Annotated in this window: 17 protein-coding genes; 4 read left to right on the top strand and 13 right to left on the bottom strand. The window is 63.8% G+C overall.

Translation table 11 applies throughout. The annotated features are described in order from the left end of the window. The 7 genes from B9A12_RS17400 to lpxK all read right to left on the bottom strand — a co-directional run. On the bottom strand, positions 1 to 189 hold a 189-nt coding region (locus tag B9A12_RS17400), incomplete at its 3' end, for a hypothetical protein (RefSeq protein ID WP_212636968.1). 104 nt (positions 190 to 293) lie between these two features. Beyond that, the gene (locus B9A12_RS14800; protein ID WP_084058876.1) at positions 294 to 1,049 is read right to left on the bottom strand and encodes an ABC transporter permease; all 756 of its coding nucleotides are present in this window, start codon (positions 1,047 to 1,049) and stop codon (positions 294 to 296) included. A gap of 80 nt (positions 1,050 to 1,129) precedes the next feature. After that, positions 1,130 to 3,988: an Hsp70 family protein gene (locus B9A12_RS14795; RefSeq protein ID WP_084058875.1), complete on the bottom strand. Its 2,859-nt coding sequence runs from the start codon at positions 3,986 to 3,988 to the stop codon at positions 1,130 to 1,132. Next, entirely contained in the window at positions 3,985 to 5,802 is a 1,818-nt protein-coding gene (locus tag B9A12_RS17825) for an Hsp70 family protein (protein WP_170920643.1), read from the bottom strand. Before B9A12_RS17825 ends, B9A12_RS14795 begins: the two co-directional genes overlap by 4 nt. Before the next feature lie 26 nt (positions 5,803 to 5,828). Further along, the gene (locus tag B9A12_RS14785; RefSeq protein ID WP_084058873.1) at positions 5,829 to 6,632 is read right to left on the bottom strand and encodes a DUF2760 domain-containing protein; all 804 of its coding nucleotides are present in this window, start codon (positions 6,630 to 6,632) and stop codon (positions 5,829 to 5,831) included. A gap of 367 nt (positions 6,633 to 6,999) precedes the next feature. After that, a complete protein-coding gene (locus tag B9A12_RS14780) occupies positions 7,000 to 8,292 on the bottom strand; it encodes a DUF401 family protein (RefSeq protein ID WP_170920642.1) in 1,293 nt (430 codons plus the stop codon). A gap of 16 nt (positions 8,293 to 8,308) precedes the next feature. Continuing rightward, entirely contained in the window at positions 8,309 to 9,412 is a 1,104-nt protein-coding gene (gene lpxK / locus B9A12_RS14775) for a tetraacyldisaccharide 4'-kinase (protein WP_084058871.1), read from the bottom strand. A gap of 287 nt (positions 9,413 to 9,699) precedes the next feature. On the opposite strand from lpxK, the gene B9A12_RS14770 reads away from it, so the two are divergent. Together B9A12_RS14770 and B9A12_RS14765 are read left to right on the top strand one after the other, a co-directional pair. Next, entirely contained in the window at positions 9,700 to 10,176 is a 477-nt protein-coding gene (locus B9A12_RS14770) for a ferritin family protein (protein ID WP_170920641.1), read from the top strand. A 220-nt stretch (positions 10,177 to 10,396) separates the two neighbouring features. Next, positions 10,397 to 10,984 (top strand): hypothetical protein, encoded by a 588-nt coding sequence (locus tag B9A12_RS14765; protein WP_139796663.1) that lies wholly within the window; start codon positions 10,397 to 10,399, stop codon positions 10,982 to 10,984. A gap of 215 nt (positions 10,985 to 11,199) precedes the next feature. Here the strand turns inward: B9A12_RS14765 and B9A12_RS14760 are convergent, their stop codons facing one another. The 4 genes from B9A12_RS14760 to B9A12_RS14740 all read right to left on the bottom strand — a co-directional run bounded on the left by B9A12_RS14760 (position 11,200) and on the right by B9A12_RS14740 (position 16,331). Next, entirely contained in the window at positions 11,200 to 12,180 is a 981-nt protein-coding gene (locus B9A12_RS14760) for an ABC transporter permease (protein WP_139796662.1), read from the bottom strand. Then, a complete protein-coding gene (locus B9A12_RS14755) occupies positions 12,177 to 13,223 on the bottom strand; it encodes an ABC transporter permease (RefSeq protein ID WP_139796666.1) in 1,047 nt (348 codons plus the stop codon). The genes B9A12_RS14760 and B9A12_RS14755 overlap by 4 nt, the downstream gene beginning before the upstream one ends. A gap of 357 nt (positions 13,224 to 13,580) precedes the next feature. After that, positions 13,581 to 15,053, bottom strand: coding sequence for an ABC transporter ATP-binding protein (locus B9A12_RS14745; RefSeq protein ID WP_084058866.1), 1,473 nt, complete (start codon positions 15,051 to 15,053; stop codon positions 13,581 to 13,583). Between the two features lie 84 nt (positions 15,054 to 15,137). Next, on the bottom strand, positions 15,138 to 16,331 hold the full coding sequence (locus B9A12_RS14740) for a BMP family lipoprotein (RefSeq protein ID WP_084058865.1): 1,194 nt from the start codon (positions 16,329 to 16,331) through the stop codon (positions 15,138 to 15,140). Positions 16,332 to 16,561: 230 nt separating this feature from the next. On the opposite strand from B9A12_RS14740, the gene B9A12_RS14735 reads away from it, so the two are divergent. Continuing rightward, a complete protein-coding gene (locus B9A12_RS14735) occupies positions 16,562 to 16,846 on the top strand; it encodes an FmdB family zinc ribbon protein (RefSeq protein WP_084058864.1) in 285 nt (94 codons plus the stop codon). A gap of 208 nt (positions 16,847 to 17,054) precedes the next feature. Here B9A12_RS14735 and fdhF read toward each other — a convergent pair whose 3' ends face one another. Further along, on the bottom strand, positions 17,055 to 19,856 hold the full coding sequence (fdhF, locus tag B9A12_RS14730) for a formate dehydrogenase subunit alpha (RefSeq protein ID WP_084058863.1): 2,802 nt from the start codon (positions 19,854 to 19,856) through the stop codon (positions 17,055 to 17,057). Between the two features lie 63 nt (positions 19,857 to 19,919). Then, positions 19,920 to 21,866 (bottom strand): FAD-dependent oxidoreductase, encoded by a 1,947-nt coding sequence (locus B9A12_RS14725; RefSeq protein WP_212636967.1) that lies wholly within the window; start codon positions 21,864 to 21,866, stop codon positions 19,920 to 19,922. 472 nt (positions 21,867 to 22,338) lie between these two features. Here B9A12_RS14725 and B9A12_RS14720 point away from each other — a divergent pair, with 472 nt between their 5' ends. Next, entirely contained in the window at positions 22,339 to 23,532 is a 1,194-nt protein-coding gene (locus tag B9A12_RS14720; RefSeq protein ID WP_170920640.1) for an MFS transporter, read from the top strand. Positions 23,533 to 23,944 lie beyond the last annotated feature (412 nt).

The following is a 23,944-nucleotide window of genomic DNA, read 5'->3' as shown; positions in this document are numbered from 1 at the left end:
GCCCTGATGTGCGCTGCCCATAACCTTCTTAAGATTGTAAAGGCCGTAGCTGAGGGCATCATCAATATAGATCAAAGAGCGATCAGGGCACAGGCTGCCTAAAGGGGCAGCTTGCTCCTTTTTGAATGGCTCTTTGATACCTGCTGATGCCCGATATCTTGCGTCGACGAGCAACGTCTCTGCAGTCACAGCACTTTCACCCGCGATGTTTGCTCATGAACGATGCAGGACTCAAATTTTAATCCGCATTGTCGGACAAGCTCCTAGGGGAGGGGGGCGGGATTTCTGCGGGCCTAAATGTTTCCCGTCCTTGCCCGGGTCCAGCGGCAAAAGGTTCGCTCCAGCGCGTTGACGGCCTCAAAAAGCGCCGCCCCCAGCAGGCTCATGCCCAGAATCCCCACAAACATCCCCCGGTAATCCAGCCTGCCCCAGGCATCCATGATGAGATAGCCCAGCCCCCGCGTGGTGGCGAAGGACTCCACGAAGAAGAGCACCGCCACGCTGGTGCCCGTTCCCAGCCGCAGCGCGGTGAATCCGTGGGGCAAGGCCGCGGGTATCAGGACCTGGGTAAAGAGATGGAAGGGGCCGGCGCCCAGAGTTCGAACCGAATCCAGATATTTGGGATTCACGTGGGCCACCCCGTCCCGGACCGCCACCAACACCTGGTAGCCTAGGATGAGGGAAATGAGGAGCACCTTGGACAGATTCCCCAGTCCAAACAAAAGCAACACCAGGGGAAGCAAGACGATCTTGGGCACGGGGTAGGTGATGAAGACGAAGGGAGCCAACCAGGCGTCCACTTTCCTGGAACTGCCCATGAGGATCCCCAGGGGAAAGGCGACGGCCCAGGCCAAGGCCATGGACACCACGACCCGGCCGGCGCTCGCCGCCACATGGTCCCAGAAGTTGGCGGTGGTCAGGGCCTGGCCGAAGGCGCAAAGGGCTTGGGCAGGACTCGGCAGGGTGTGACCGCCTGCAAAGAAGGCCGAAACGGCCCACCACATGAGACCAATGACGCCCAAGGCCGCGGCGTAGCGTGAAAGACGCATGCTTCTTCCCTCAAGCCCCTGTGACCATGGCCGTCCTCACCACCCGAATGCCTGCCGGACTCCGATTTCCCCCCGACGGATCACGACTCCGCCAGTCGAAGGCCCACGGGAAGGGATTCGCCGAAAAGCCAGGCGGCCTCGTCCCCGGCGGCCGCGCTTTCCGGATGGAGAAGCAGGTCCCGGAACCTCTCGGCCTCGTCTCCCAGGCCCTCCAGCCAGGCGGCCACCTGGTCCAGGGTCTCCTGGGAAAGGTCCCGCACCCGGTCGCCCGTCTTTCGCGCCAGGTGCACCACCGCGTGGGCCACGGGCTCCGTCGCCACCGGATGGGCGTCCAGGATCTCCCGGACCCAGCGCGTCGCCGTCTCCGAGGCCACCACCCGATCCACCGGACCGTAAAAGGGCCTTCGGGCTCCCAGCCGGGTGAGGGTCCACAGGTCCTGGGGACGGGGCTTTCGGACCAGAACGCGGCCCAGCACCTCCGCCCCCAACCGTTCCTTGGCTTCCGCCGGGAGGCGTTCCAGATTGGCCACGGCCATCCAGGCCTCCGTCTGTTCCTGGGGGCTCAGGCGCAAGGCCGGCTTCTTCTTTCCCTTCTTCTTTCCGGAGGAACCGGCCAGCAGGGCAGGGGAAAGCTGTTGGAAGAGGTGCCACTGCTGCCCGACGCTGAGGCCACCGGCCACACGCCGCCAGAAGATCCACCATTCCAAACGGCACTGGACCTGGCGATGAAAGTGAACCCCCTGCGGGAAGAGCTTCCAGACTTCGCGCATACGCCATTCGTCCACCGGATCTCCGTAGCCCGGTCGGAGGCAGTAGCCCAATAGGTTGAGCCACCGGGCCTCGTGCTGGAAGCTCCGGGACCGCCCCTGCCGGCATTCCAGGAGGGCATCGGCCAGAGAGCGGACGATGGCCATGGACCAGCGCTGCTTGGGCATTTCCAGGATTCGGCCCAGTTCCTTGGGAAGGCCTGCCGGAGCCGGTGCGCCCTCGTTGTTCCGGGAGAAGACGGCCGTTACGCACCGGCGGGCCTCGTCCAGCACCGCCTCGTCCACCGTGTCCGCCGGTTCGTCTTCCCTGGGGGGCCCTTCCGGTTGCTGGCGCACGTCGAAGCGAAGGCGCCACTGGTGCGGCGTGTTGAGCGAGCGGCACCACACTTCCAAGGTCCCCACTTCACTCAGCTTGGTGGCAAGCTGGACGGGAAGGCGCTGGGCCGTTGCCTTCTTGCCGAAGCGCAGGGCCGTTCGAATGGGCGGCAGCTCCGTCAACTCGTCCGGATCCAGGTCCACCACATCCCCACGCCGGTCCCCCAGGCGGGTGTGGGAGGTGAGGATTTGAAAGGTGGCGGGCCGGTTGGTGAGGACCTCGAAGACCGGGGCCTCCAGCATGGCTTCATGGCCTTCCTCGGTCCCACGCGGGATGAGGCACACTGCATGGCGCCGCGCCTCATCCTCTGGGCCGGCATCGGCACCGCGTGCCACCTCCACGTAATAGGCCCGGGGCGTTCCCGCGCCCACACGCACACCGGCTCCCAAGCGCACGATGCCGTAGTAGGCCGCCCCCAGGGCCACGGCCAGATCGGGGTGGGGATTGTCCAATTCCACCGGGCGCCAGTGGGATCCCATTTCATGGGCGAACCAGTCCGCCACCACGTCCAGGATCCGGTTCCGGACGGTGTCGGGAATGAGCGCCCCGCCGTTGAAGAGCACAAAGTCCGGGATCGGTCGCGCCCGGTCCGTCTGTTCGCCGAAGAGAGCTTCATGCCGACGCCAGAAGGCCGCCAGATGGCGTGTCACAGCCGGATCCTGCACGTACGGGAGGCCGAATTCGGTGATGCCGGCCCGTCGGCCGCCCTCCGGCTCCTGGTCCAGCGCCGTTCGGGGGAAGAAGCCTTCCAGAATCCACTGGTGCACATCTTGGCGGGCCAGGGTTCCCTTCAGGGTCCCGCCGATGAGCTTGCCGCCCGTTCCCATGACGGTCACGTCCACCGTTTCCCGCGCGTCCTGGTGGGCCAAAAGCTGTTCCTTGGCCCGGCGGCACCCGTGGCACAGCTGGTGCCATCGCTTGGCGTCCAGCTTGCCCGGTGCTCCCATGAGCTGCATTTCCAGGCGGCGCGCCAGGGTGAGGTCCATGTTGTCGCCGCCCAGCATCAGGTGGTCCCCCACGGCCAGGCGGTCGAAACGCAACCCCTTCTCACCGCTTCGGACCACAATGGCGCTGAAATCGGTGGTGCCGCCGCCCACATCGCAGACGAGCACGATCTGTTCCGGCTCCATCATGGCGGTCCAATTATCTTCGTGCCGGGCCAGCCAGGAATAGAAGGCCGCCAGGGGTTCTTCCAGCAGCACCACCTTCTTGAGGCCCGCCTGGGCGGCCGCCTCCACGGTGAGTTCCCGAGCCGCCTCATCGAAAGAGGCGGGCACCGTGACCACCACCAGCTGTTCCTCCAGCAGGGCCTCGTCGCGGCCTCGGGCCATCACCTGATTCCAGGCCTCCCGAATGTGCTGCAGGTACCGGGCGGAAGCCTCCACCGGAGACACCTTGGCCACGTCCTGTCCCGCTCCCCAGGGAAGGATGGGCGCTTGCCGATCCACGCCCGCGTGGCAGAGCCACGACTTGGCCGAAGAGACCAGACGGCCCGGCACCAGGGCCCCCTGTTCCCGCGCGAATTCCCCCACGGCGTAGTCCCGGTCGGCGTCCCAGGGCAGGGCCGTGGCGCCGGCGGGCAGATCGTAGGGACCCGGAAGGTAGAGAAAGGAGGGCAACAGGGACCGACGGCCCACTTCCCCCGCGTTCACCAACTGGGGGACTTGAAAAACGCGAATCCTTCTGGACGGCGCCTCGTCGCTTCCCTGCAGATGCACGTAGGCCACCGCCGAATTGGTGGTTCCCAGATCGATCCCCACCACATAGCGGTGGAGCGGTTCGTCCTGTAGCGTCATGATGTTTCGTTTTCCCTCAAACTGAACGCCAGCTTCCACCGGCGGGTTTCATCCTGGGCGCTCACGCACCAGAGCTCCAAAACGCCCACTTCCGTAAAACGCGCTTCCAGCCACACCGGAAGCACCGAACCGCCTTCCTCCGGGTCGGCACCTTCCAGGACCGTCTCCATGGCGTTCACTTCCTGGATCTCGCCGGCCCAGTCCTCCACCACCTCACCGGCCGGATCGTCTTTGCGCGTGGTGGACGCCATGAGAGGAAAGACGGCCGGCTCTCCCACCACCAGCCCGAAGGTGCGCTCCCGGATCTGCACGGTGCTGCCTTCTTCCAGACCGAAAGGCACCACGCACAGGGCCTTCACCGGCGTGGGAATACCCGGCACGGCCGGCATGGCCGATTCGATTCCAATGTAGTAGCTCCGAGCGGCCCCGGCCCGGATGCGGATTCCCCGGCCCCGACGTACCAGCCCGTAGGCGGCGGCCCCCTTGGCCACGGCCAGATCCGGATCTTGCGAGGGCAATTCCACGGGCGGGCGTTCCGGGTACCAGGAGGCCAGGACGTCCAGGAGGCGGCGGCGCACCAGTTCCGGCTTCATCACACCGCCGTTGAAGAGCACGTGCGTGGGCGCCGGCCCGGACGATCCCACCGGTCCCAGATGACGGGCCAGGAAGGCGGCCAGATGGCGCGTCACCCCCGGGTCCGCTTCGTAGGGAAGGCCCATTTCGCGCACCCCCACCCGAGGCTTGACCTCCGGGACCGCATCGGCGCCGCAGGCGGGGAAAAAGCCTTCCAAGAGCACCGATTCCAGTTCGTCACGGGTCAACTCCGTTTTCACCGTGCCGCCGATGAGGGCACTGCCGCGCCCCAGCACGGAAAGGGGCACGCTTTCCAGGGACGGGCGGTTCAGGAGCTTTTCCTTGGCCTTGCGGCACTGAAACCACAGGGATCTGAACTGCCACCCATCCAGCCGGGTCCCCTGGGAGGCCAGCTTGGCCCGGACCGCATGGGCCAGGGCCAGGTCCATGTTGTCGCCGCCCAGCAGGATATGCTCGCCCACCGCCATGCGCCGAAGGGCCAGGGCCCCGTCTTCCTCCACCACCTGGACCAGGCTGAAATCGCTGGTGCCGCCTCCCACATCGCAGACCAGCACCAGATCGCCCACCTGAAGCCGGTCCCTCCAGGCATCCCCCACGGCGGCAAGCCACGCATAGACGGACGCCTGGGGCTCCTCGAGAAGGGTCAGGTGCTGCAGGCCCGCCTGCCGGGCCGCCTCCACCGTGAGCTCCCGGGCCACAGCGTCGAAGGAGGCCGGGACGGTGAGCAGGATATCCTGGTGTTCCAGGCGCGCTTCCGGTTCGTCCCGGGCCACCACATGGTTCCAGGCATCCCGAAGGTGCGAGAGGAAAAGCGCCGAGGCCTCCACGGGGGACACTTTCCGGGCATCCCCGGGCGCCTCCCAAGGCAGGATGGGCGCCGTGCGGTCCACGCCCCCGTGGCACAGCCACGACTTGGCCGATGCCACCAGCCGCTGGGGGATTTCGGAGCCCCGCTCCCGAGCGTATTCGCCCACGGCCAAGGACCCGTCCCCATTCCAAGGCAGCCGCAGCCCTTCCGGAGGCACGTCGTGGGGGCCGGGGAGGAAAAGGAAAGAAGGCAGGAGCGGCCGGGGTTTCACCTCCCCCGGGGCCACCACCTGCGGGATGGGTAGAATCTGTAATGACAAATTTGGGGTCTCACCGGTGGCAGTCGGCGCGTAGGCCACCACCGAGTGGGTGGTGCCCAGGTCGATTCCCACCACATAGCGTGTATCCGACACGGCATTCGCCTCCATTGCCCAAGCCGTTATGCATCGCCGCCCACTTCCACTTCCGCCGGGGCCACGATCTTTTCCTTGCCCAAGTGGGCCGTGATCCGAGGCAGCTGGATCTTACGGATCCGCCAACCCCGGTGGCGAAGCACACCGCGGAACGGGGGATCGCCTTCCACCTGGCCCGTCAGCCGAATGGCCGCGGCATCGAAGCCCACCGGAATGGTCACCTGGGCCCCTTCTTCCTCGTCCATGACGGTTTCCAGTTGTACATATTCGGCCAGTGCCGCCTTGCACGATTCGTGGATGGTCCGCACGGCCGCGCCGATCTGGGCATCCTCGTACGGGCCCAGGTCCTCCTCCAGAAAATCGATGAATCGCCCCTGTCGCTGCAGAATGGAAAGGATCTGGGCCGCTCCCACCGTCTTGGGATCCAGGTCCTCGGGGAGGGCGTCCCCCTCCGTCTTGGTCTTTTCCCGGGCGGACTTGGCTGGGGCGACCGGCGCAGCGGAAATCCCCGCCTCCTGGGCCCGTCCGATGAGGCTGCGCCCCAGGCCCTGGACGGCCAGCCAGGTGATGACGATCCCCAGGCCCCCCAGACCGAAGACCACTGCGGGGAGGTATCTCTTGGCCTGCCCCATGAGCGTCTCCAGGTTGGTGAAGGCCTGAAGCGCCTCTTGCGGCAACGTGCTGCCGTCTGCGCCGAGAAACGGCTTCACCCACGCTTCCATCCCCTGCAACAGATGGCGGGCCATGAAGTAAAAGGCCGCCAGGACCACGGCCTGAAATAGAGCCAGGACGATCAACGTCTGCCAGGTCATCTTGTTCTTGAGGCTCATACCATCGTCTCCTTCCCTTCTGTGAAGTGTCGGCTGGTGCCGCTCTGGGCCGGGAACGGTGTAGATTACTGGAAACGGCCGCCGGGAACAAGGCGTCATCGCAACGTGGACCCTCGCTCCATCCTCCATCCCCATGCAGAGCCTGTCCGACGGTGCCGAACCTGCGCACAAGCCTTGGAACGGGAGGCGCCGTGGCTCTGGAGGTCACCTGCGAGGACTCTGTCGGAAAATGACCTCCCGGCTTTTTGTGCCTTTCTGACTCATTGCTATTCCCCTGTGCCGTGGGGTCTTTTTTTCGGCCCCCCGGCGACGGCGGAACGGACAAGAGCGCGACGCTTGACCCGGAAAGCCGGTCCGGGACCGACTCTTAGAGCATCCTGTGGAGCATCCAGAAGTAGGCCAGGCTGCAAAGCAGCAGCAGGGCGCACGGACGCAGCAGGTACCGAAAGACCCTCCCCAGGCTGGTCCCAAAGTATTCGTTGGAAAGCAGAAGACACAGGTGCAGGGGGGACAGGAGCACGCCCACAAATCCGGCGGCCAACGCCAGCATCATGTAGCCGAGCATCCAGTGGGCCTCACCGAAGCCCTGCACCAAGGAGATCAGGATGGGGAAGGTGCTGCCCACGAAGGCGATGGTGATCCCCACCACAGTGCCCACCAGGAAAGGCAAGATGACCGTGATGGGAATCAGCGGAATGCGCCAGGCCAGCAGCTCCTGGCTCATGGCACGAACGGCGTCGCTGTCCTCCAGGATGCCCTTGAAGATGAGGATGGAGGCCACCATGTAAAACATCTGGAGCAACTGCCGGCGCCTCAGGATGGCGGCCCGACGTTCCCAGGGGATTCCGTTCCGATGCCAGACCCAAAGGATGACCGCCGCCAGGGCCGCAATGAGGCCCATCTCCTTGCTCACCGTCACCGAGTCGGGCAGCACCAGGGAAAGGATGGAGCCCAGGCCCAAGCCGCCGAAGATGACCCCGGCGATGGGCGCCAACTCCTTCAGGAAGGGGCGGATGGGAGGCCGTGGAGCGCGAGCTTCCGGGGTGCCGGCCGGGTTGGGATTTTGGCTGGGGATCTTGAGGGACCAGTAGCCCCCGGCCACCGCCACAAGCGTCATGGGAAAGAGGCACAAAACGAAGACCCACAGGTCCAGATCGGCCAGGGTGGTGGTGAGCAGCACGCCGGGGTAGAGCGGCCACCAGTATTCCCAGATGTGTCGGAACCAGTAGTTGATATAGCTCAGCTGATCGGCCGAGAGTCGCAGCTTTTCGCCCAAGGTTTTCACCATGGGGGCGGAAAAGATGGCTCCGCCGGGCATGGGCAGCAGACCGATCAAGGCGGGAAAGACCACCAGGTTGATGCGCGGTGTGCGCACCAGGCCTTGAAAGTTGGTGAGAAGCCGCTCCATCTGTCCCGCTTCCTCCAGGCTGTGACTGAGAACCAGGATAAGCGAGACAATGACAGCCAAAGAGACCGTCTTGGCCTCCGTGAGGGATCCCAGCACGGAAAGGGCGATCTGATCCGGTGGCATGGAGAAAAGCAGGCCCAAGATGAGGGCGCCGAAAAAGAAGGCGTTTCCCAGAGAAACCTTCTTCCTGATGGCCGCCAGGATCAACACGAATACGAGAAGAACGCGAAGGATGGCGGGGATGGTCGGCATGAGCAAAGACCTCCTGTCAATTGCCGATGGGAAAGAGCGCGTCCAGTCGGGCCGTGAGCTTTGGCCCGTCGGTGCCGAAATCCAGATCCAACAGGGGGAAAACGGCGCGTTCCAGAAGGGGCGGCGACAGGCGCACCGCATCCTTTTCCGTGGTCACAACCCAGCGGGCTCTGCGGCGCCTGAGCGCCTGCAGCACACGTCGGCATTCGGTAGGACGAAACCGGTGATGGTCGCCGAAGATCCACACGTCCTCGGAAGCAATCCCCTGGGCCTTCAGGGTGGCAAGAAACCTTTGGGGCCGGGCGATCCCGCACACCGTCACCACCCCGTCGCGTGCCAGATCCCGGACCTCCACGGATTCCCCCGTGCCCGCCCGAAGGAAGCCGCGCACCACGGGCCGCGCCCGCACGCACGTCTTATCCCGCAAAGCGCTCCAATCGACGCCCTCCGCAGGGCATCCGGTGGGCGGCTCCATGAAGACGATCACCTGCGCCCTCTGAAGGGCTTGGGGAGGCTCCCGCAGGGGTCCCGCCGGAAGAAGCCGGCCGTTTCCCAGGGGACGGCACGCATCCAGCACCAGCACATCCAGGGAGCGGGCGAGCTGCACGTATTGGAAGCCGTCATCCAGCACCAGCACGCGGGCTCTGTCCCCTCGGATCGCCCCCATGCCGGCCTTCCAACGATCCCGGCCCACCCAGACCGGAACGGGGTCGGAGCCGCAGGCCAGCATCACCGGTTCGTCGCCGTAGCGAGCCGCCAGGGCCTGCCTTTCCCCCCCGCAGGACACCCGGACGGGGAAGCTTCCCGCATGACGGCGGCCATAGCCCCGGCTCAACACCGCCACCGGAACACCCCGGCGGGTCCAATACCGAGCAATCCATCGCACCAAGGGGGTCTTTCCCGTCCCGCCCACGGTCAAATTTCCCACACTCACCACCGGAACGGGCAGGGCCTTGCGCCGGGCCCGCCTCGCCGCCTGATCCCGCCGCAGGCCCAGAAGATAAAGGGCTTGGGCGGGCGAGAGCAGGCTGGAAAGAACCCGGCCCACCGGGTCTTGGGACGAGCCGTACCAGATTCGCTGGGCCGCCTTTTCCAAAAAGTTTTCCAAGAAGGGTTTCATGGTCCGCTTGCCATCATCTCTTGAGAGTCGGCCGATCCCATCCTGCCCGGACCTTTCTACTCTCTCACCCCACGGCGCGCAAGCGCAGGCAAACCTTCGGCCCACAGACGGAAGGCTGAAGGAATACCCGGTCTTCTCCTTTCAACATGCCCTCAAGGGATTGACTCCCTTCCTCCCGCATCCCGACCGACCCGCGGCCGGTCCCACATTGACAACCCCGTCCCGCTTGTTTCAAATTGGAGCGACACACGCCAATGAATCCGACGACGGTGCAACGAGGAGAGGTCATGTTCAGCGCCTGGGAAGTGCTCAAGATCGCCATCAAGCTGGAAGAAAACGGGGAGAATTACTATCGCAAGGCCGCGGCCTTGCAAAAGGATCCGGCCCTGATCCAGGTCCTGGAAGGGCTGGCGGAAGACGAGGCCAAGCACAAGAAATGGTTCCGCCAATTCCAGGATCGCCTCCAGGAAGAGCCCGAGGACCGATGGGTTCAGGAAATCAGCGGCGACTTGCTCCAATCCATGGTGGGGGATCAGAGTTTCAGCCTCCAGGAGGTGGATCCGGCGGAACTGGATACCATGGAAAAGATCCTGGCCACGGCCATCGAATTCGAAAAGGACACGATCCTTTTCTACGATATGCTGCGAGGATTCATGGACGAAGGGGAAAGCGCAAACGCCCTGCGTCAGATCATCGAAGAGGAGCGCCTGCACGTGGAGGTCCTGGAAGCGCGGCGTGCCGCCCTGCAAACGTCCCCGGCGTGAAGGCCCAAGCCGGTGCCATTCCCATGGGGAACACGCTCTTCCGAGATACCACCGGGAGATGGGATGACGACAGAAAAAGAAGATTGCCCCCTGCGGGATGCCTTTTTAAGATCCATGAAAAGGATATGGCACCTTCCCCAACCGGGAGGTGCGACACCCAATCGTTGCCGGTGAGACAATGGGCAGATCTGCCAAGAGGTCCACTTCCCCGGAGGACGTGGTGAAGGCCATCTTGTCACCCACCGCATGGATGATCCTGGCCGCCTGGCTTGTTGCCGCTTCAGCCATACCCTCGGCGGCCCAGGATGGCGGCTTTTCCCGTGAGGACCGGGACCGGTTGATTCGGCTGGAAGCCGTTTTCACCACTTTCATGCAACAGTTCGGTAAACGCTTGGAAGACCTCCGCCAGGACATGAACCTGCGCTTTCAGCAAGTGGACAAGCGCTTCGAGCAGTTGGACCAACGTTTTGCACAGATCGACAGACGCTTTGAGCAGGTGGATCAACGCTTCGAGCAGGTGGACAAGCGGATTGATCAGGTCGACAAGCGCATCGATGAGCTGAGCAAGCACATGGGCACCCTGGTCCAACTGATGGTGGCCATCGTGGGCGCCTTTGCGGCCGTCGCGGCGGTAACGGTCGGCTTTGCTCTATGGGATCGGCGGACCATGAGCCGGCCCTTCGAAACCCGCGTCAAGCCCCTGGAAAAGGATGTGGAAAAGCTTGGCAGGCTCTTGGAAGACCTGCGAATGCTCGCGGAAAAAGACAAGGATCTGGCGGAAGTCTTGCGCTCCTTCACCCTGCTTTGACCTCAAAAAGATTCTTCCCGATGCCATAAGCCTCGATGGATCGCGTTGCCCGTACCGGAAAGCATGCATGGCCCCATTGGGGACATGAGCAGGCGGTGCTGGACAAATCGGGCGGTCGCAGACGGAAGGTTGGCACCGTGCTGCCGGCCTGGCCTTTAAGCAGTCGGGCGGGTTTCGAATCCGCCCCTATCACAAGAAGCGTCCCGCCCCGCTCATCATTCCTGACGATAGGGTTGGCCCAAAGCCCGCGGTGCGGTGCCGCGCAGAAGCCGCATGAGCCGCAGCAGCCACGGCCTGCCGGCGGCCCACCGTTCCGCCCCCGGCCGCTGACTCAGGTGCATGAAGACCAGAGTGAAGATCATGAGAGGAAAGGGCGCCACCTGGAAGACCTGGGTGGGCACCGACGGCAGCACGCCCTGGAGGCTGATGCCCAGGATCTGGAGCAGGGCGAACAGGTAGGTACCCAAGGCCACCTTGACAGGCTCCCATCCGCCGAAGATTACGATGGCCAAGGCGATCCAGCCCATCCCTTCGGCCCCCTGGGGCCGCCCCCAGCCGGGCTTGGTGCACAGAGAAAAGGCCGCCCCCGCCAGCCCCACCAGGAAGCCTCCCACCAGGGCGTAGGTCAACTGGACCCGGCGCGCATTGATGCCTCGCGCATAGGCCGCGTGCGGGTGTTCTCCCACCGCCCTCAATTCCAGTCCCCAGCGGGTGCGGTAGATGAAGGCCCACGTGGCCGCAATGAGCGCCACACTGGCATAGGTTATCCAGCTTTGTTGGAAGAGCACGGGCCCCAGCCCTGGGATATCCTTGAGAAAGGGCAGGGGGGTCAGCCCCACCTGGGGCCCCTGGAGTCGTGAATAGGGATTGCCCAGGAAGTAGGCCAAATCCCGGCACATGAGCGTCAAAACGAAGCCCACCGCCACCTGGGATTGGCCCAGATAGATACCGGCCCCCGCCACCACGGCGGCCACCATCACGCCCACCAGGCCGGCGGCCAAAAATGCCAAGATCAGGCTGTGTGATTCATAGGCCACCACAAAGGCCGTCATGGCGGACAGCAGGATGGTTCCATCCAGGGACAGATTGATCACCCCCGCCTTTTCGGTCAGTGTCTCGCCCATGGTGGCCAGGATGAGGGGGGCGGCACCCGCCAGGACGCCGGCCATGAGTACCTGAAAGCTCAACTCCATCATGACGCCCGCTGCCTCCTTCGCGCCCATCCGTGCACCACCAGGGTGGCCAGAACCAGGCTTCCTTGGATCACGCCCGCCAGGGAGGAATCCATCTGGAGCATCATGGGCAGTTGGATGCTTCCCACATTGAGCGCTGCGAAGAAGAAGGCGATGGGAGGAATCCACACCCAACGATAGTTGGCCAGCATGACCACCAGGAGGGAAAGGTAGCCGTAGTTGCTGGAGATGGCCGGAATCAGTCGATGATAGACAGCCAGTACCTGGTAGGCGCCCGCCAGTCCGGCCAGTCCACCGGCGAGCATCATGGCCACGAGCATCCAGCGGTCCGGGCGGAGTCCCAAAAGAAACGACGCATGGGGATTGCGGCCAATGGCGCGACAAGCCAGCCCCACGCGGGTGTATTTCAGCGTCCACCAGGTGAGCACCAACACCCCCAGTGCCGCCGCCAGGGCATAGGGCGAAATGCGCCAGCCCGCCACTGTGGGAAGCCACAGTTCCCTGGCAAAGGGCTCCGTGCCGCTCATGCTGGCGATTCCCGGACGCTTCCAGGGGCCGAAGATGAGCCACAAGATGATGCCCACGGCCACGAAATTGAGTCCCAACCCAGCGAAGATTTCATTGACGCCGCCGCGCGTTTTGAGAATCCCGGCCGCCAGGGCCCACAAGCCGCCGCATCCCATGGCCGCCAGCAAGGACAGGGAAAGGATACCCGTGGGAGCCCCCACCGCGGCTCCCCAGCGGAGCACGGCCGTGGCCGCGATGGCGCCGAGAATCACCTGGCCTTCCACGCCGATGTTCCACAAACCGATCTGGAAGGTGTAGAGAAGACCGCAGGAACAGAGCACCAGGGGCACCCAGACCCGCAGCACCTGGGCCACCTTGAGCCAGGAACCCACCGATCCCGCCACGATATGCCCGTAGGCGGCCAGGGGCGGCTCCCCGCTCAGGAGCACCACCACGGTGGTGAAGGAAAAGGCGAGGGCCAGTGTGGCCGCCACCTGCACCACCACGCTTTTCACCTCGATTCCTTTAGCCCGTTGCATCGTCACCTGCCGATCCCCGCATTCCCATCCCATTCATCGCCACGGCGGTCATCCTTGCGGGGTCCTGCCCGCCGGGATCTCCTCCACGGCTGGGCCCAGAAAGACCTTCCACAGGCCGTCCCGCCGCATCGTTCCGTCCAGGAGTCCGCCCTCCAATGGTAACTCGGCCTTTCCGGACCTTCTGATCCGTTGAAATTTTACCGGACCCCGTGGTGTCTTTTGAATTTTCAGACCGAATTTCAGGAGCGGGTTCCGAACCCGCCCGTGCTCTTGCCAGGCCGGCAGCACGGGCCCGGCTGACCGCCCCAACCGTCCCAAAAAGGGAGCCATCTGGGCGTTCCCGGACAGCCTCCCAGCTCACTCACTGTCCGGCGCGCGGCCGGCAATGGCCGCTCCAATGCGCTCCGGGTCCGCCTGGGCCGCCGTCACGTCCAACACGATGCGCCCGTTGAAGAAGACCAATACCCGGTCGGCCACCATGAGGATCTCGTCCAACTCCGCGGAACTGAAGAGGATCGTGGTTCCCTGATCGCACAGGCCCAACAGGTGCTGCCACATCCAGTGGGCCGACTCCACATCCAATCCCCGGGTGGGCTGCTCCAGCAACAACACCTTGGGACTGGGGGGAATGAGAGACAAGAGCAGCCGCTGCTGGTTGCCTCCCGAAAGCCCTTCCACCGACGTCTCAGGCGTCCCGCGGATCTTGAACCGTTCCACTCGGGTGCGCGCCTCCTTCAGCGCATCCAACCACGGAACCAGAAAGGTCTGACGGCACGCGGCCAGGGCGAAATGTTCCGTGATGGACAGGCCCGGGATGAGTCCCTCTTCCAGCCGGGCGGTGGGAAGGAAGGTCACCCCACGGCGTTTGAATTCGTGGTGGTCGGCTCCCCGCATGTCCCGGCCGTCCAGAAAGACGGCGCCTTTCAGCGGCCTTTGGAGCCCGGCCGCCAGGCGCAGAAAGACGCCTTGACCGCTTCCTTCCAGACCCGCCAGCCCCACCACCTGGCCTCGCTGGAACGAGACCGTACAGTCCTTCAGGCCCGCCCGGCCCCCTTGGGCGCTCACCTGCCGAAAGGCCAGCACCTCGCCCCCCGCCTCCTTGGCACACTTGGGAGGCGCCACGGGGGGCGTGCCGAACATGTGGGCCAGGATGGTTTCCGAATCGAAGGGGGCATCCATCTCCCCCGTGACCCGCCCCTGACGCAAGATCGTCACCCGGTCGCACAGGGCCTCCACGTCTTCGATCTTGTGGCTGACCACCAGGACCGTCTTTCCCTCTCGAGCCAGCTTCTTGAGAGCGTGGAAGAGGACCTGCTTTTGTACGGGGGAAATCCCCGTGGTGGGTTCATCCAGGATGAGCAGTCGGGCCCCCAGGGAGAGGAGCCGGAGCAATTCCAGTTGTTGGCGCTCTCCCACCGTCAGCGTGGCCAAGGGCGCGTGGGGATCCAATTGAAAGTCGAAGTGTTGCGCCAGCTCCTGCAGCTTGGCTCCCCAGCCCGCCTGGGACAGCCGGGTTCCCTGGACCTGGCCCAGCATGAAGTTTTCCAGCACGGTGAGCGGGGGGAAGTCGAGAGGGTCCTGATAGAGCATGCCGATCCCCATGCGGGAGGCCATGGCCGGGTTGCGAAATTCCACCGCTTGACCGTCCAGCAGGATCTCCCCGCTGGATTTTTGGATATACCCGGCGAGGATCTTCATCAGGGTACTTTTGCCGGCGCCGTTTTCCCCCAGGATCCCATGGATGGTTCCGGAATCCACCGTCAGATCGATCCCCTGGTTGGCGTGGACGGGACCGTAAAATTTATGGATTTCCTTCAGTTGAATATGCATGCACCAACAACCCGATGAAACAGATGGAGGCGGTCCCCGCCGCACAGCGGGCCGCCCCCGTCCATGGAATCGCCGATATGGATCCTATTGGGCGCTGCTCTGGCCTTCCATGCCCTGGAGCAGCTGTTTCATGTACCACACGTCCGTGTCCGAAGCGGTCTTGCCCGCCTCCACGAAGACGGAACCGTCCTGGTAGTAGAGGGGCCCGGCGAAGAGGTTGACCTTTCCGGAGCCCAAATCCGCCACGAAGGCATCCAGGGCCTTCCGGGCTTGGTCGCTCAGGGCGGGCCCGGGGACAAAACCCACGGCGCTGGTGTCCTTGTTGTTCATGTCCGACCAGTCGGGACCGAGCCAAAGCCACTGCGCCTTCCACTGGCCGGACTTGGCGGCCTGGACCAATCGCACGTACCCGGGACCCCAATTGTAGTAGGGCACTCCCAGGCAGGCGTCGGGGGCCGTCTCGCACGCCCCCGCATAATCATAGGGGATGGCCCAGACTTTCTTGCCTTCCTTGCGCTTTTGGCCGGCCACCACCAGGGCTTCGGTGGTATCGATTCCGGAAACCACCACGTCGTAGCCGGAATTAAAGAAGTTTTGCGCCACCTGGGTGGGATCCGCCGTCACGCCCGGGATGTTGAACCAGAAGCCGATCCAGGTCACGCGGAAGGCCAGCTTGTCTTCCGGCTGCTTTCGCACCTTGGTCCAGGCGTATCGCGCCCCCAGGTAGGTGCTGGCCGCCAGGCGCCGCGTTTCTTCGTTGACCAGAGGCCCCAGGTATCCGATCTTGCCCGTCTGGGTGGTGAGGCCCGCCACAAAGCCAGCCATCATCTTGCCGTATTCCATGCGGCCCATGATGTTGGCCAGGTTGGCCGGCCCCTTGCCGCTGAGGGCATCGTCGCCGGAAACATGCACGAAATAGACGTCCGGGTGTTGAAGGGCGGCTTCCCGAATGCCGTCTTTCATGTCGTCGGAATTGGCGATGATGAGTTTGGCGCCCTTGGACACCAGGTCGTCCACCAACTGGGGGATGGTCACACCGGGCCGATCGGCGGGGTTCACCTTGTCGATGTAGATCATCTTGGCCCCGGGCACCTTTTCCTGCACGTAGAGTCCCCCCTCGTAGTGGGCCTGACTCCAGCCCCGATCATTGTAAGGACCCACCAACAGGAGTCCGAAGATGAAATCCTCGTCGGTCGCCGTCGCCATACCGGGCCAGAGCAACGCCCCGACCAAGGCAACCACAAGCACCCAGGTTCCCCATACGCGCTTTCCGTGCATCCTTTCCCTCCCGCTCGGATCTTTTCTGCCTTCTCACCCTTTTCAGGTGGCCGCGATCATAAAGAAAAGATTCCGCCATTGCAACCAATTAAGCAGAAAAGAAAAGCCGGGACTGGATCCTTGACAACCCGCACATCGAACTTATAATTACCGCGAAATTCGAACTGTCAGGCGTGTCAAGGCCGATTGTCATAGAAAGCCCGTAAGTCCGGGGCAAGGAGGACAGAGCAATGCCGATCTACGAATACGAATGCACCCAGTGCGGTCAGATCACCGAAGCCATGCAGAAATTTTCCGACCCTCCCCTGACCGAGTGCGAACATTGCCACGGCGAACTGCGCAAGCTGATCTCCATGAGCACCTTCCACCTGAAGGGATCCGGCTGGTACGTGACCGACTACGCCGGCAAAAAGCAAAACGCCAATTCCAATTCCACCAAGAGCGATGGCTCCTCCGGCGGGTCCACTGAAAAGACCTCCCCATCTGCATCGTCCAGTTCCTCGTCCGACGACTAAGGCCAGGATCCACCCCAAGCGCCTTGAAAGCAAAAAGCCCTTGCCGTGGCAGGGGCTTTTTTCTGTCTTAAGACATGAGGGCGCGCTCTGAGCGATGCGTCAGGAAGTGGCCGCTTGTGGGGCGGTCTCCCGCCTTGGCCCACAGGACCAATGCTTCCTCCGGCGAACGGGCCTGTGATCCCTTGCCCGTCCGCCTTGCCATCTCCCGTTAGGCCGCCAGTTTCTCGACCCGCACGGCACACACCTTGAACTCCGGAATCTTGCTCACCGCATCCAGAGCGTCGCTGGTGAGCACATTGACCGGGACCTCGGCAAAGTGGAAGGTGGCGAAGACCATTCCCGGCGCCGTATTGTCCGACACCAACACTTCAGCTTCCACCTGACCGCGCCGGGACACCACCCGAACCCGGTCTCCGGTGTGGATCCCCAGCCGGTCGGCATCCTCCGGGTGCATCTGGATCCGCTCCGTGGGAGCCAGCCGATCCAGGCCGCGGCATCGCCGGGTCATGGTGCCGGTGTGATAGTGGTACCGGATGCGGCCCGTACTCAAGTAGAAGGGATATTCCGCATCCGGCAGTTCGGCGGGTCCCTGGTAGGTGAGGGCGTGGAACTTGCCCCGACCCCTGGCAAACCGGTCCTTGTGCAGGAACGGGGTGCCGGGATGGTGCCGCGACGGACACGGCCACTGGATGCCCGCGCGATCCAGCCGCTTGTAGCTCAATCCCTCGTAGATGGGGGTCACCGCCGCCAGTTCGTCGAAGATCTCGCTGGGGTCCCCATAGTCCCAGTAACCAAGATCCCGGCCACGGGGCGCCGAGCCGTTGGCCACGGCCGCCACGGCGGAGCGCTTGTTGATCTCCTGGCTGAAGGCCTTGGCCAGGCGGCAAAAGATCTCCCAGTCCGCCCGGGCGCGCCCCGGAGGATCGATGGCCTTGCGCACCCTCTGCACGCGCCTTTCCGTGTTGGTGAAGGTGCCGTCCTTTTCCGCGAAGCAGGCCCCTGGCAGCACCACGTCCGCATAGGCGGCTGTCTCCGTGAAGAAGATGTCTTGAACCACCAGGAAATCCAGCGCCTCCAGGGCCTCGCGCACATGACTCACATTGGCGTCGCTCAGGGCCGGATTCTCCCCCACGATGTACATGGCCCGCAGCCCACCTGCCAGCACCGCCGGGAACATGTCGGTGACCGCCATGCCCACCTTGTTGGAAAGGCGCACGCCCGTGGCCCATTCGGCCTGGAACCGCGCCAGAACCTCCTCATCGGTCACCGGCTGATAGCCGGGAAGCACGTTGGGAAGGGCCCCCATGTCGCAGGCACCCTGCACATTGTTCTGTCCCCGCAGCGGGTTGAGCCCCGTGCCTTCCCGGCCCACCTGCCCGCAGAGCATCACCAGGTTGGCCAGGGCCTTCACGTTGTCCGTTCCGTGGGCATGTTGGGTGATGCCCATAGCGTAAAAGACCATGGCCTTGGACGCCCCGGCGTAGAGGCGGGCGGCACGGCGAAGATCTTCGGCGGGAATCCCGCTCAGCTGCTCCACATATTCAGGCGTGAAGGCCTTGAGCGACTCGCGGAACGCCTCGAAGCCTTCCGTGCGTTGAGTCACGAAATCCCGGTCCCACAATCCTTCTTCCAGGATCACGTGGCACAGGCCGTTGATCCAGGCCACATCCGTGCCGGGCCGCGGCCGCAGCCAGATATTGGCGAAACTGACCATGGGCACCTTCCGGGGATCCACCACGATGAGTTTGGCGCGGCGTCGATCCACGGCCCGTTTGATCATCCGACCGATGATGGGGTGCGCCTCCGAGGTGTTGCTTCCGGTGATGAGGATCACGTCCGTTTCCTCGATCTCGGCAACGGAGTTGGTCATGGCACCGGAGCCGAACGCGGCGGCCAGACCGGCCACCGTGGAGCTGTGTCAGAGACGGGCACAGTGGTCCACATTGTTGGTTCCCAGGACTCCTCGAACGAACTTTTGAAACAGGTAGTTTTCCTCGTTGGTACAACGAGCGGAGGCCAGAGCCCCGATGGCGTCCGCACCCGATTCGGACCGGATGTCCGCCAGGCGTTCGGCCACCAATGCCAGAGCCTCATCCCAGTTGGCTTCCCGCCACGTGCCGTTTTCCCGAATGAGCGGGGTCTTGAGCCGGTCGGGGTGGTTGATGAAGTCGTAGCCGAAACGCCCCTTGGAACAGAGCGCCCCGCGGTTCACTCCGCCCTCCGTGGGTGTCACTCCGGTGACGGTATCACCCACGGCGTTGAGCTCCAGCTGACACCCGCAACCGCAGTAGGTGCAGGTGGTCTTCACCTTGCGGGTTTCCCACGCCTTGCCGCGTTTCTTTCCCAGCGCCTCCGTCAGCGCGTTCACGGGACAGATCGCCATGCACTCCCCGCAGCTGACACATTGGGGCTTAATGGCTCCCATGCGCTCCACCGGCGCGATCCGGGTCAGGGCCCCTCGGCCCTTGAAGTTGATGGCCCCCACCTCGGTGATCTCCACGCATGCCTGCACGCACCGGCCGCACAGGATGCAGCGGCGGGGATGATACTGGATCAGTGGGGTGGCGTAGGGTTCCGGTTCGGGCTCCACCGGCCGAATGTTGTAGGTGTGGAGATCCAGGTGGTTGATGTCGTATTCGTGCGCCAGATCCTGCAGTTGGCAGTTGCCATTGATCTCACAGGCCGGGCAGTTCATGGGGTGTTTGAGGAAGATGAGCTTCAAGGTCTCGCGGCGCAGCTCCACGAGCTCCGGCGTGTGGGTGCGCACCATCATCCCGTCGGACACCGCCGTGGTGCAGGCCGCCACCGGCGTGGCGCTTCCTTCCACCTCCACGATGCACAGGCGGCATGATCCGATGGGTTTCAGCTTTTCATGGTAGCACAGGGTGGGAATCCGAATGCCATGCTCGCGGGCCACGTCCAGGATGGTCTGTCCCTCCCGCGCGGTCAGCCTCGTACCGTCCATGAAGACGGTGATTGTCTTTGTCTCAGATCGTCTTGTCGCAGCCATCTCTTTTCATCCGCTCCGTCTACACAAGGATCCCTTCCAGCGAGTCGCAGAATCCTGGGGATGTCACTTGGCCGTGGCCACCAGCAGAATGCGGTAGCAGCGCAGGCAACGGTCCGCTTCCAGCAGAGCGTCTTCCGGAGTCAAGCCCATCTCCACCTCTTCGAAGTCGTCCACACGCTCTTGCACCGATCGGGTGGGGATCTGGATGCGCTGTACGCCTCGAGCCAGCCGGTCCACCATGTCCTCGTCCACGGCGCTCACCGCTCGCAACACCCGGCTCATGCGTTCCTCCTCGGTCAGTTCCACTCGGCCGTGCCGTAGGTACTGATCGATGGAATGACTCACCCGGAACCCGGCGGCCATGGCTTCGATGAGAGTGGCCGGTCCGGAGACACAGTCGCCGCCGGCAAAGACGCACTCCATGGATGTCTGCAACGTGTCGGGATTGACTTCCACGGTGTTCCAGCGCGTCAGTTTCAAAACCGGCGGATCGCCCAGGCACCGCACATCCATCTTCTGCCCGATGGCGGGAAGCACCATGTCGCATTCGATCACGAACTCCGAGCCCTCCACGGGCACCGGCCGGCGCCGACCGCTTGAGTCCGGCTCACCCAGTTCCATGCGGATGCACTCCAGGCCCACCACCCGGCCGTCTTCCACCAGAAGCCGCGTGGGGTTGGTGAGGAAGTGGAAATGGACCCCTTCCTCTTCCGCCTCATGGATTTCCACCTTGTCGGCGGGCATTTCAGCCTTGGTGCGCCGGTAGACCAGGTGCACCTCGTTGGCCCCCATGCGAAGCGACGAGCGGGAACAGTCCATGGCCACGTTGCCGCCGCCGACCACCACCACCTTGGTCCCCATGTCCAGGGGGTCGCGGCGATTCACGTGCCTCAAGAAATCCACGCCCACGTAGTAGCCCTTGGGCTCAAGCTCCTCGCCGGGAATCCCCAGCCGCATGCCCACCCAGCAGCCGACGGCCAAAAAGATAGCCTCAAAGCCGCGATCCCGAAGGTCCTTCAGCGTGAAGTCTTGGCCCAGGCGCTGGTTGTAATGGATCCGCCCGCCCATCTCCAGGACCACCTGGGCTTCGTTGCGAAGTACCTGGCGCGGCAGCCGATAGTCCGGGATTCCGTACGTGGCCATGCCCCCCGGCTCATCCATGGCCTCGAAGATTTCCACCCGATGGCCCTTGCGCAGAAGATGATAGGCCGCCGTGATCCCGGCGGGGCCGGCCCCGATGATGGCCACCCGTTTGGCATCCGGGCTCAGACTCACCTGTTTGGCCTGCTTTTTGACCGCCGCCTCCAGCTCCACGTCGGACACGAAGCGCTTGAGGTGCTTGATGTTCACCGGATCGTCCAGCATGCCCCGGCGGCAGGCAAACTCGCAGAACCGCACACAGACCCTCCCGCAGACGGACGCCAGGGGGTTCTTTTCCTGAATGATGGAAAGGGAGTCCGTGTATCGCCCGGATCGGATGGTGTCGATGTAGGCGGGGATGTCCAGGCGTTCGGGGCAGGCCTCAATGCACGGCGCCGTCACCTTGGTGTGATAGGATCGGCGCGGGTGACGCACCCCCTGGACGATGCTTTCGCGGAAGACACCTTCGTAATGCTCCAAGAGATAGAGCACGCCGTTCATGCCCGTGTGGCCCAGTTCACACATGGACGCGTCCCGGACCAGGCACGCCACACGACGCAGGGTGTGCAGATCCTCTTCGCTGCCTTTCCCGTCGGCGATGCGGGTGAGCAGATCCACCGCCACCCGTGTGCCCATGCGGCACGGCACGCATTTGCCGCACGATTCCCGCTGCACCACTTCCATGTAGGCCCGGGCCATGTCCACCAGGTCCACCGACGGGTCGAAGACAAAAAAGCCGTCCCAGCCCATGATGGCCTGAATGGGATTGCCGGGTTCGTACTCAGCCACATCTTGAAGGGGCGTCAGCTTGGGCGTCCACAAGGCATCCTTTCCGGGGTGGACGGTCTGGCCGTCCCATATACCAAACACGATGTCAGCCAACGTCTCCTCTCCGGTTCGTCGGTTGGGGGTTTGTCGGGCCCGCCGGGGCACCCAAGGCGGACCGGAGGGCATCCAGGCCATCGGGGGCCTTGGGTAAACGCCTTCTGTGCGTCCTTCGCAACCGATGATCGGCCCCGGGCCTCGACCCTCTCCAAGCGCACAACGGCACGGTTTACTGACACAGAACGAGAAGGCCTGTCAAGCTTGTATCAGCCCGGAACGCAGTGACCTCCCGTTTTGTGCATTTCCTCACCTCCTTTTCCGTCCCCAGCTGCGGGCCACGAGCGCCGCCTGGGAGCCCCCCGGATCCCCAGCCCCTTTCCGTCTTCAGACCCCATGGCGGATCGCCGCTTCCGCTCGCGCAGGTTTTCCTGGACACCGAGGGCCTTTCGTCTTCACAATGCCCGGGCCTGAAAGCAAGTGGCTTGGAACAACCTGCTCAGGTGGGAAAGATCTCGCAATGGCCAGACACCCGCTGGATCGCAACATCGGCCTTTTTGCCGCATACCGCGTGCTCTTCAACCTGCGGTTCTACTACCCGGTCTTCGCTCTCTTCTATCTGGATGCAGGGATGAGTCTCGAGGCCTTTGCGTGGCTCCAGGGCCTGTGGTCGCTCAGCATCATCGTCTTTGAGGTCCCTTCGGGCATGCTGGCGGACACCATCGGTCGACGCAAGACGTTGCGGCTGGCGGCCTTCTTGGCCGTCTTGGAGATGATCGTTTTCGCGGTCGCCCACGACCTGATGGGCTTTGCCGTCAACAGGATCCTGAGCGGCTTCAATGAAAGCCTGGCTTCGGGGGCCGACTCGGCCCTGCTCTACGATTCGTTGAAGGCCCGAGGCCGTGAAGGCGAATACAAGAAGTGGTTGGGTGCCACCCAGTTTTACGGCCTCACCCTGGGTTCGGTGTCCACCATCCTGGGAGCGTATCTTTACACCTTCAACATCCGCTATCCCATCTGGGTCACGGTGGGGTGCATGACCTGCGCCGCCGGGGTATCCCTCTTTTTCCGAGAACCCACCACCAGCGAGCACGCCCTGTCATGGCGCGCCCAATGGGCTCTCTTGCGAGACAGCGTTCGGGTCTTGGCGCAAAGCCCAATCCTTGGGTACCTGGTGGCCCTCATGGTGGTGGTGGACTGCAGTGCCCGAATCGTCTTGGTGCACACGTCCATCTACTATCAGGCCCTGCTCATCCCCACGGCCTGGTTCGGATTGGTGGGCGTGGGCGTGCGGCTTGTTACGTCCGTGGTTTCCAAGAACGCCTACCGGGTGGATGCGGCCCTGGGATTCCATCGGGCCGTGGTGCTGATGCTTTTCGTGATGGCCGTGGGCTTCGGCGGCATGGCGGCCATGGTGCCCTATTACGGAATCGCCTTCGTGCCGATCCTCGTTTCCGGCATGTATTTTCTCGCCCTCACGGTGGAAGGGGAGATCAACAAGCGCATTCCAAGTGACCGCCGTGCCACGGTGCTCAGCCTGAAGAACATGGCCCTGAACCTGGCTTTCGCCCTGGGCATGCCGCTTTTTGCAGCGGCGGCCGGCCGGGGGCTTCAGGTGGGATTCGGCGCTCTCTTCCTCTTTTTCGTCGCCGCCGCTTCTATCCTGGCGCTCGTTTCCTGGAAACTGTGGCCCAGGGATGCCACCAAAGCCTGATCCCATGAGGCCCCCTGAAAGATACTGACCATAAGGCGATCCGCCCCCCGGGGAGGCCCGACGGGACCGACGCCCAAGGATCCCGCGCGTCCGGAACCCTCACGGCCTCGGATGCTCCCGGAAAGGGGAAGGCCATTGCGTGGGAATCGGCATGGCGCAAGGATTCTCTCGGTCGAAGGGCCGGCGCACAGGGTTGTTGAGGATAAATCGGTTGGTAGGGGCACGGCGCCGCCGTGCCCCTGTTCAGGGATTCCTCATCACGGATAATGCGCTCGTAATAGTTGCGTTGCCACACAACACCCCCCGATGTGCCCTGCAGGCCGTTGATGCGCTGGGTAACGGCGGATTTGAAGGCACGGTTGATTGTGGGGATGGAACCGGGCACCGGTTTGCCGAATTGTTCCACGGTAGG

Source organism: Desulfacinum hydrothermale DSM 13146 (assembly GCF_900176285.1).
Lineage (GTDB): Bacteria > Desulfobacterota > Syntrophobacteria > Syntrophobacterales > DSM-9756 > Desulfacinum > Desulfacinum hydrothermale.
The sequence above is the reverse complement of the archived record's forward strand: the minus strand, read 5'-3'. Positions and strand labels throughout refer to the sequence as shown.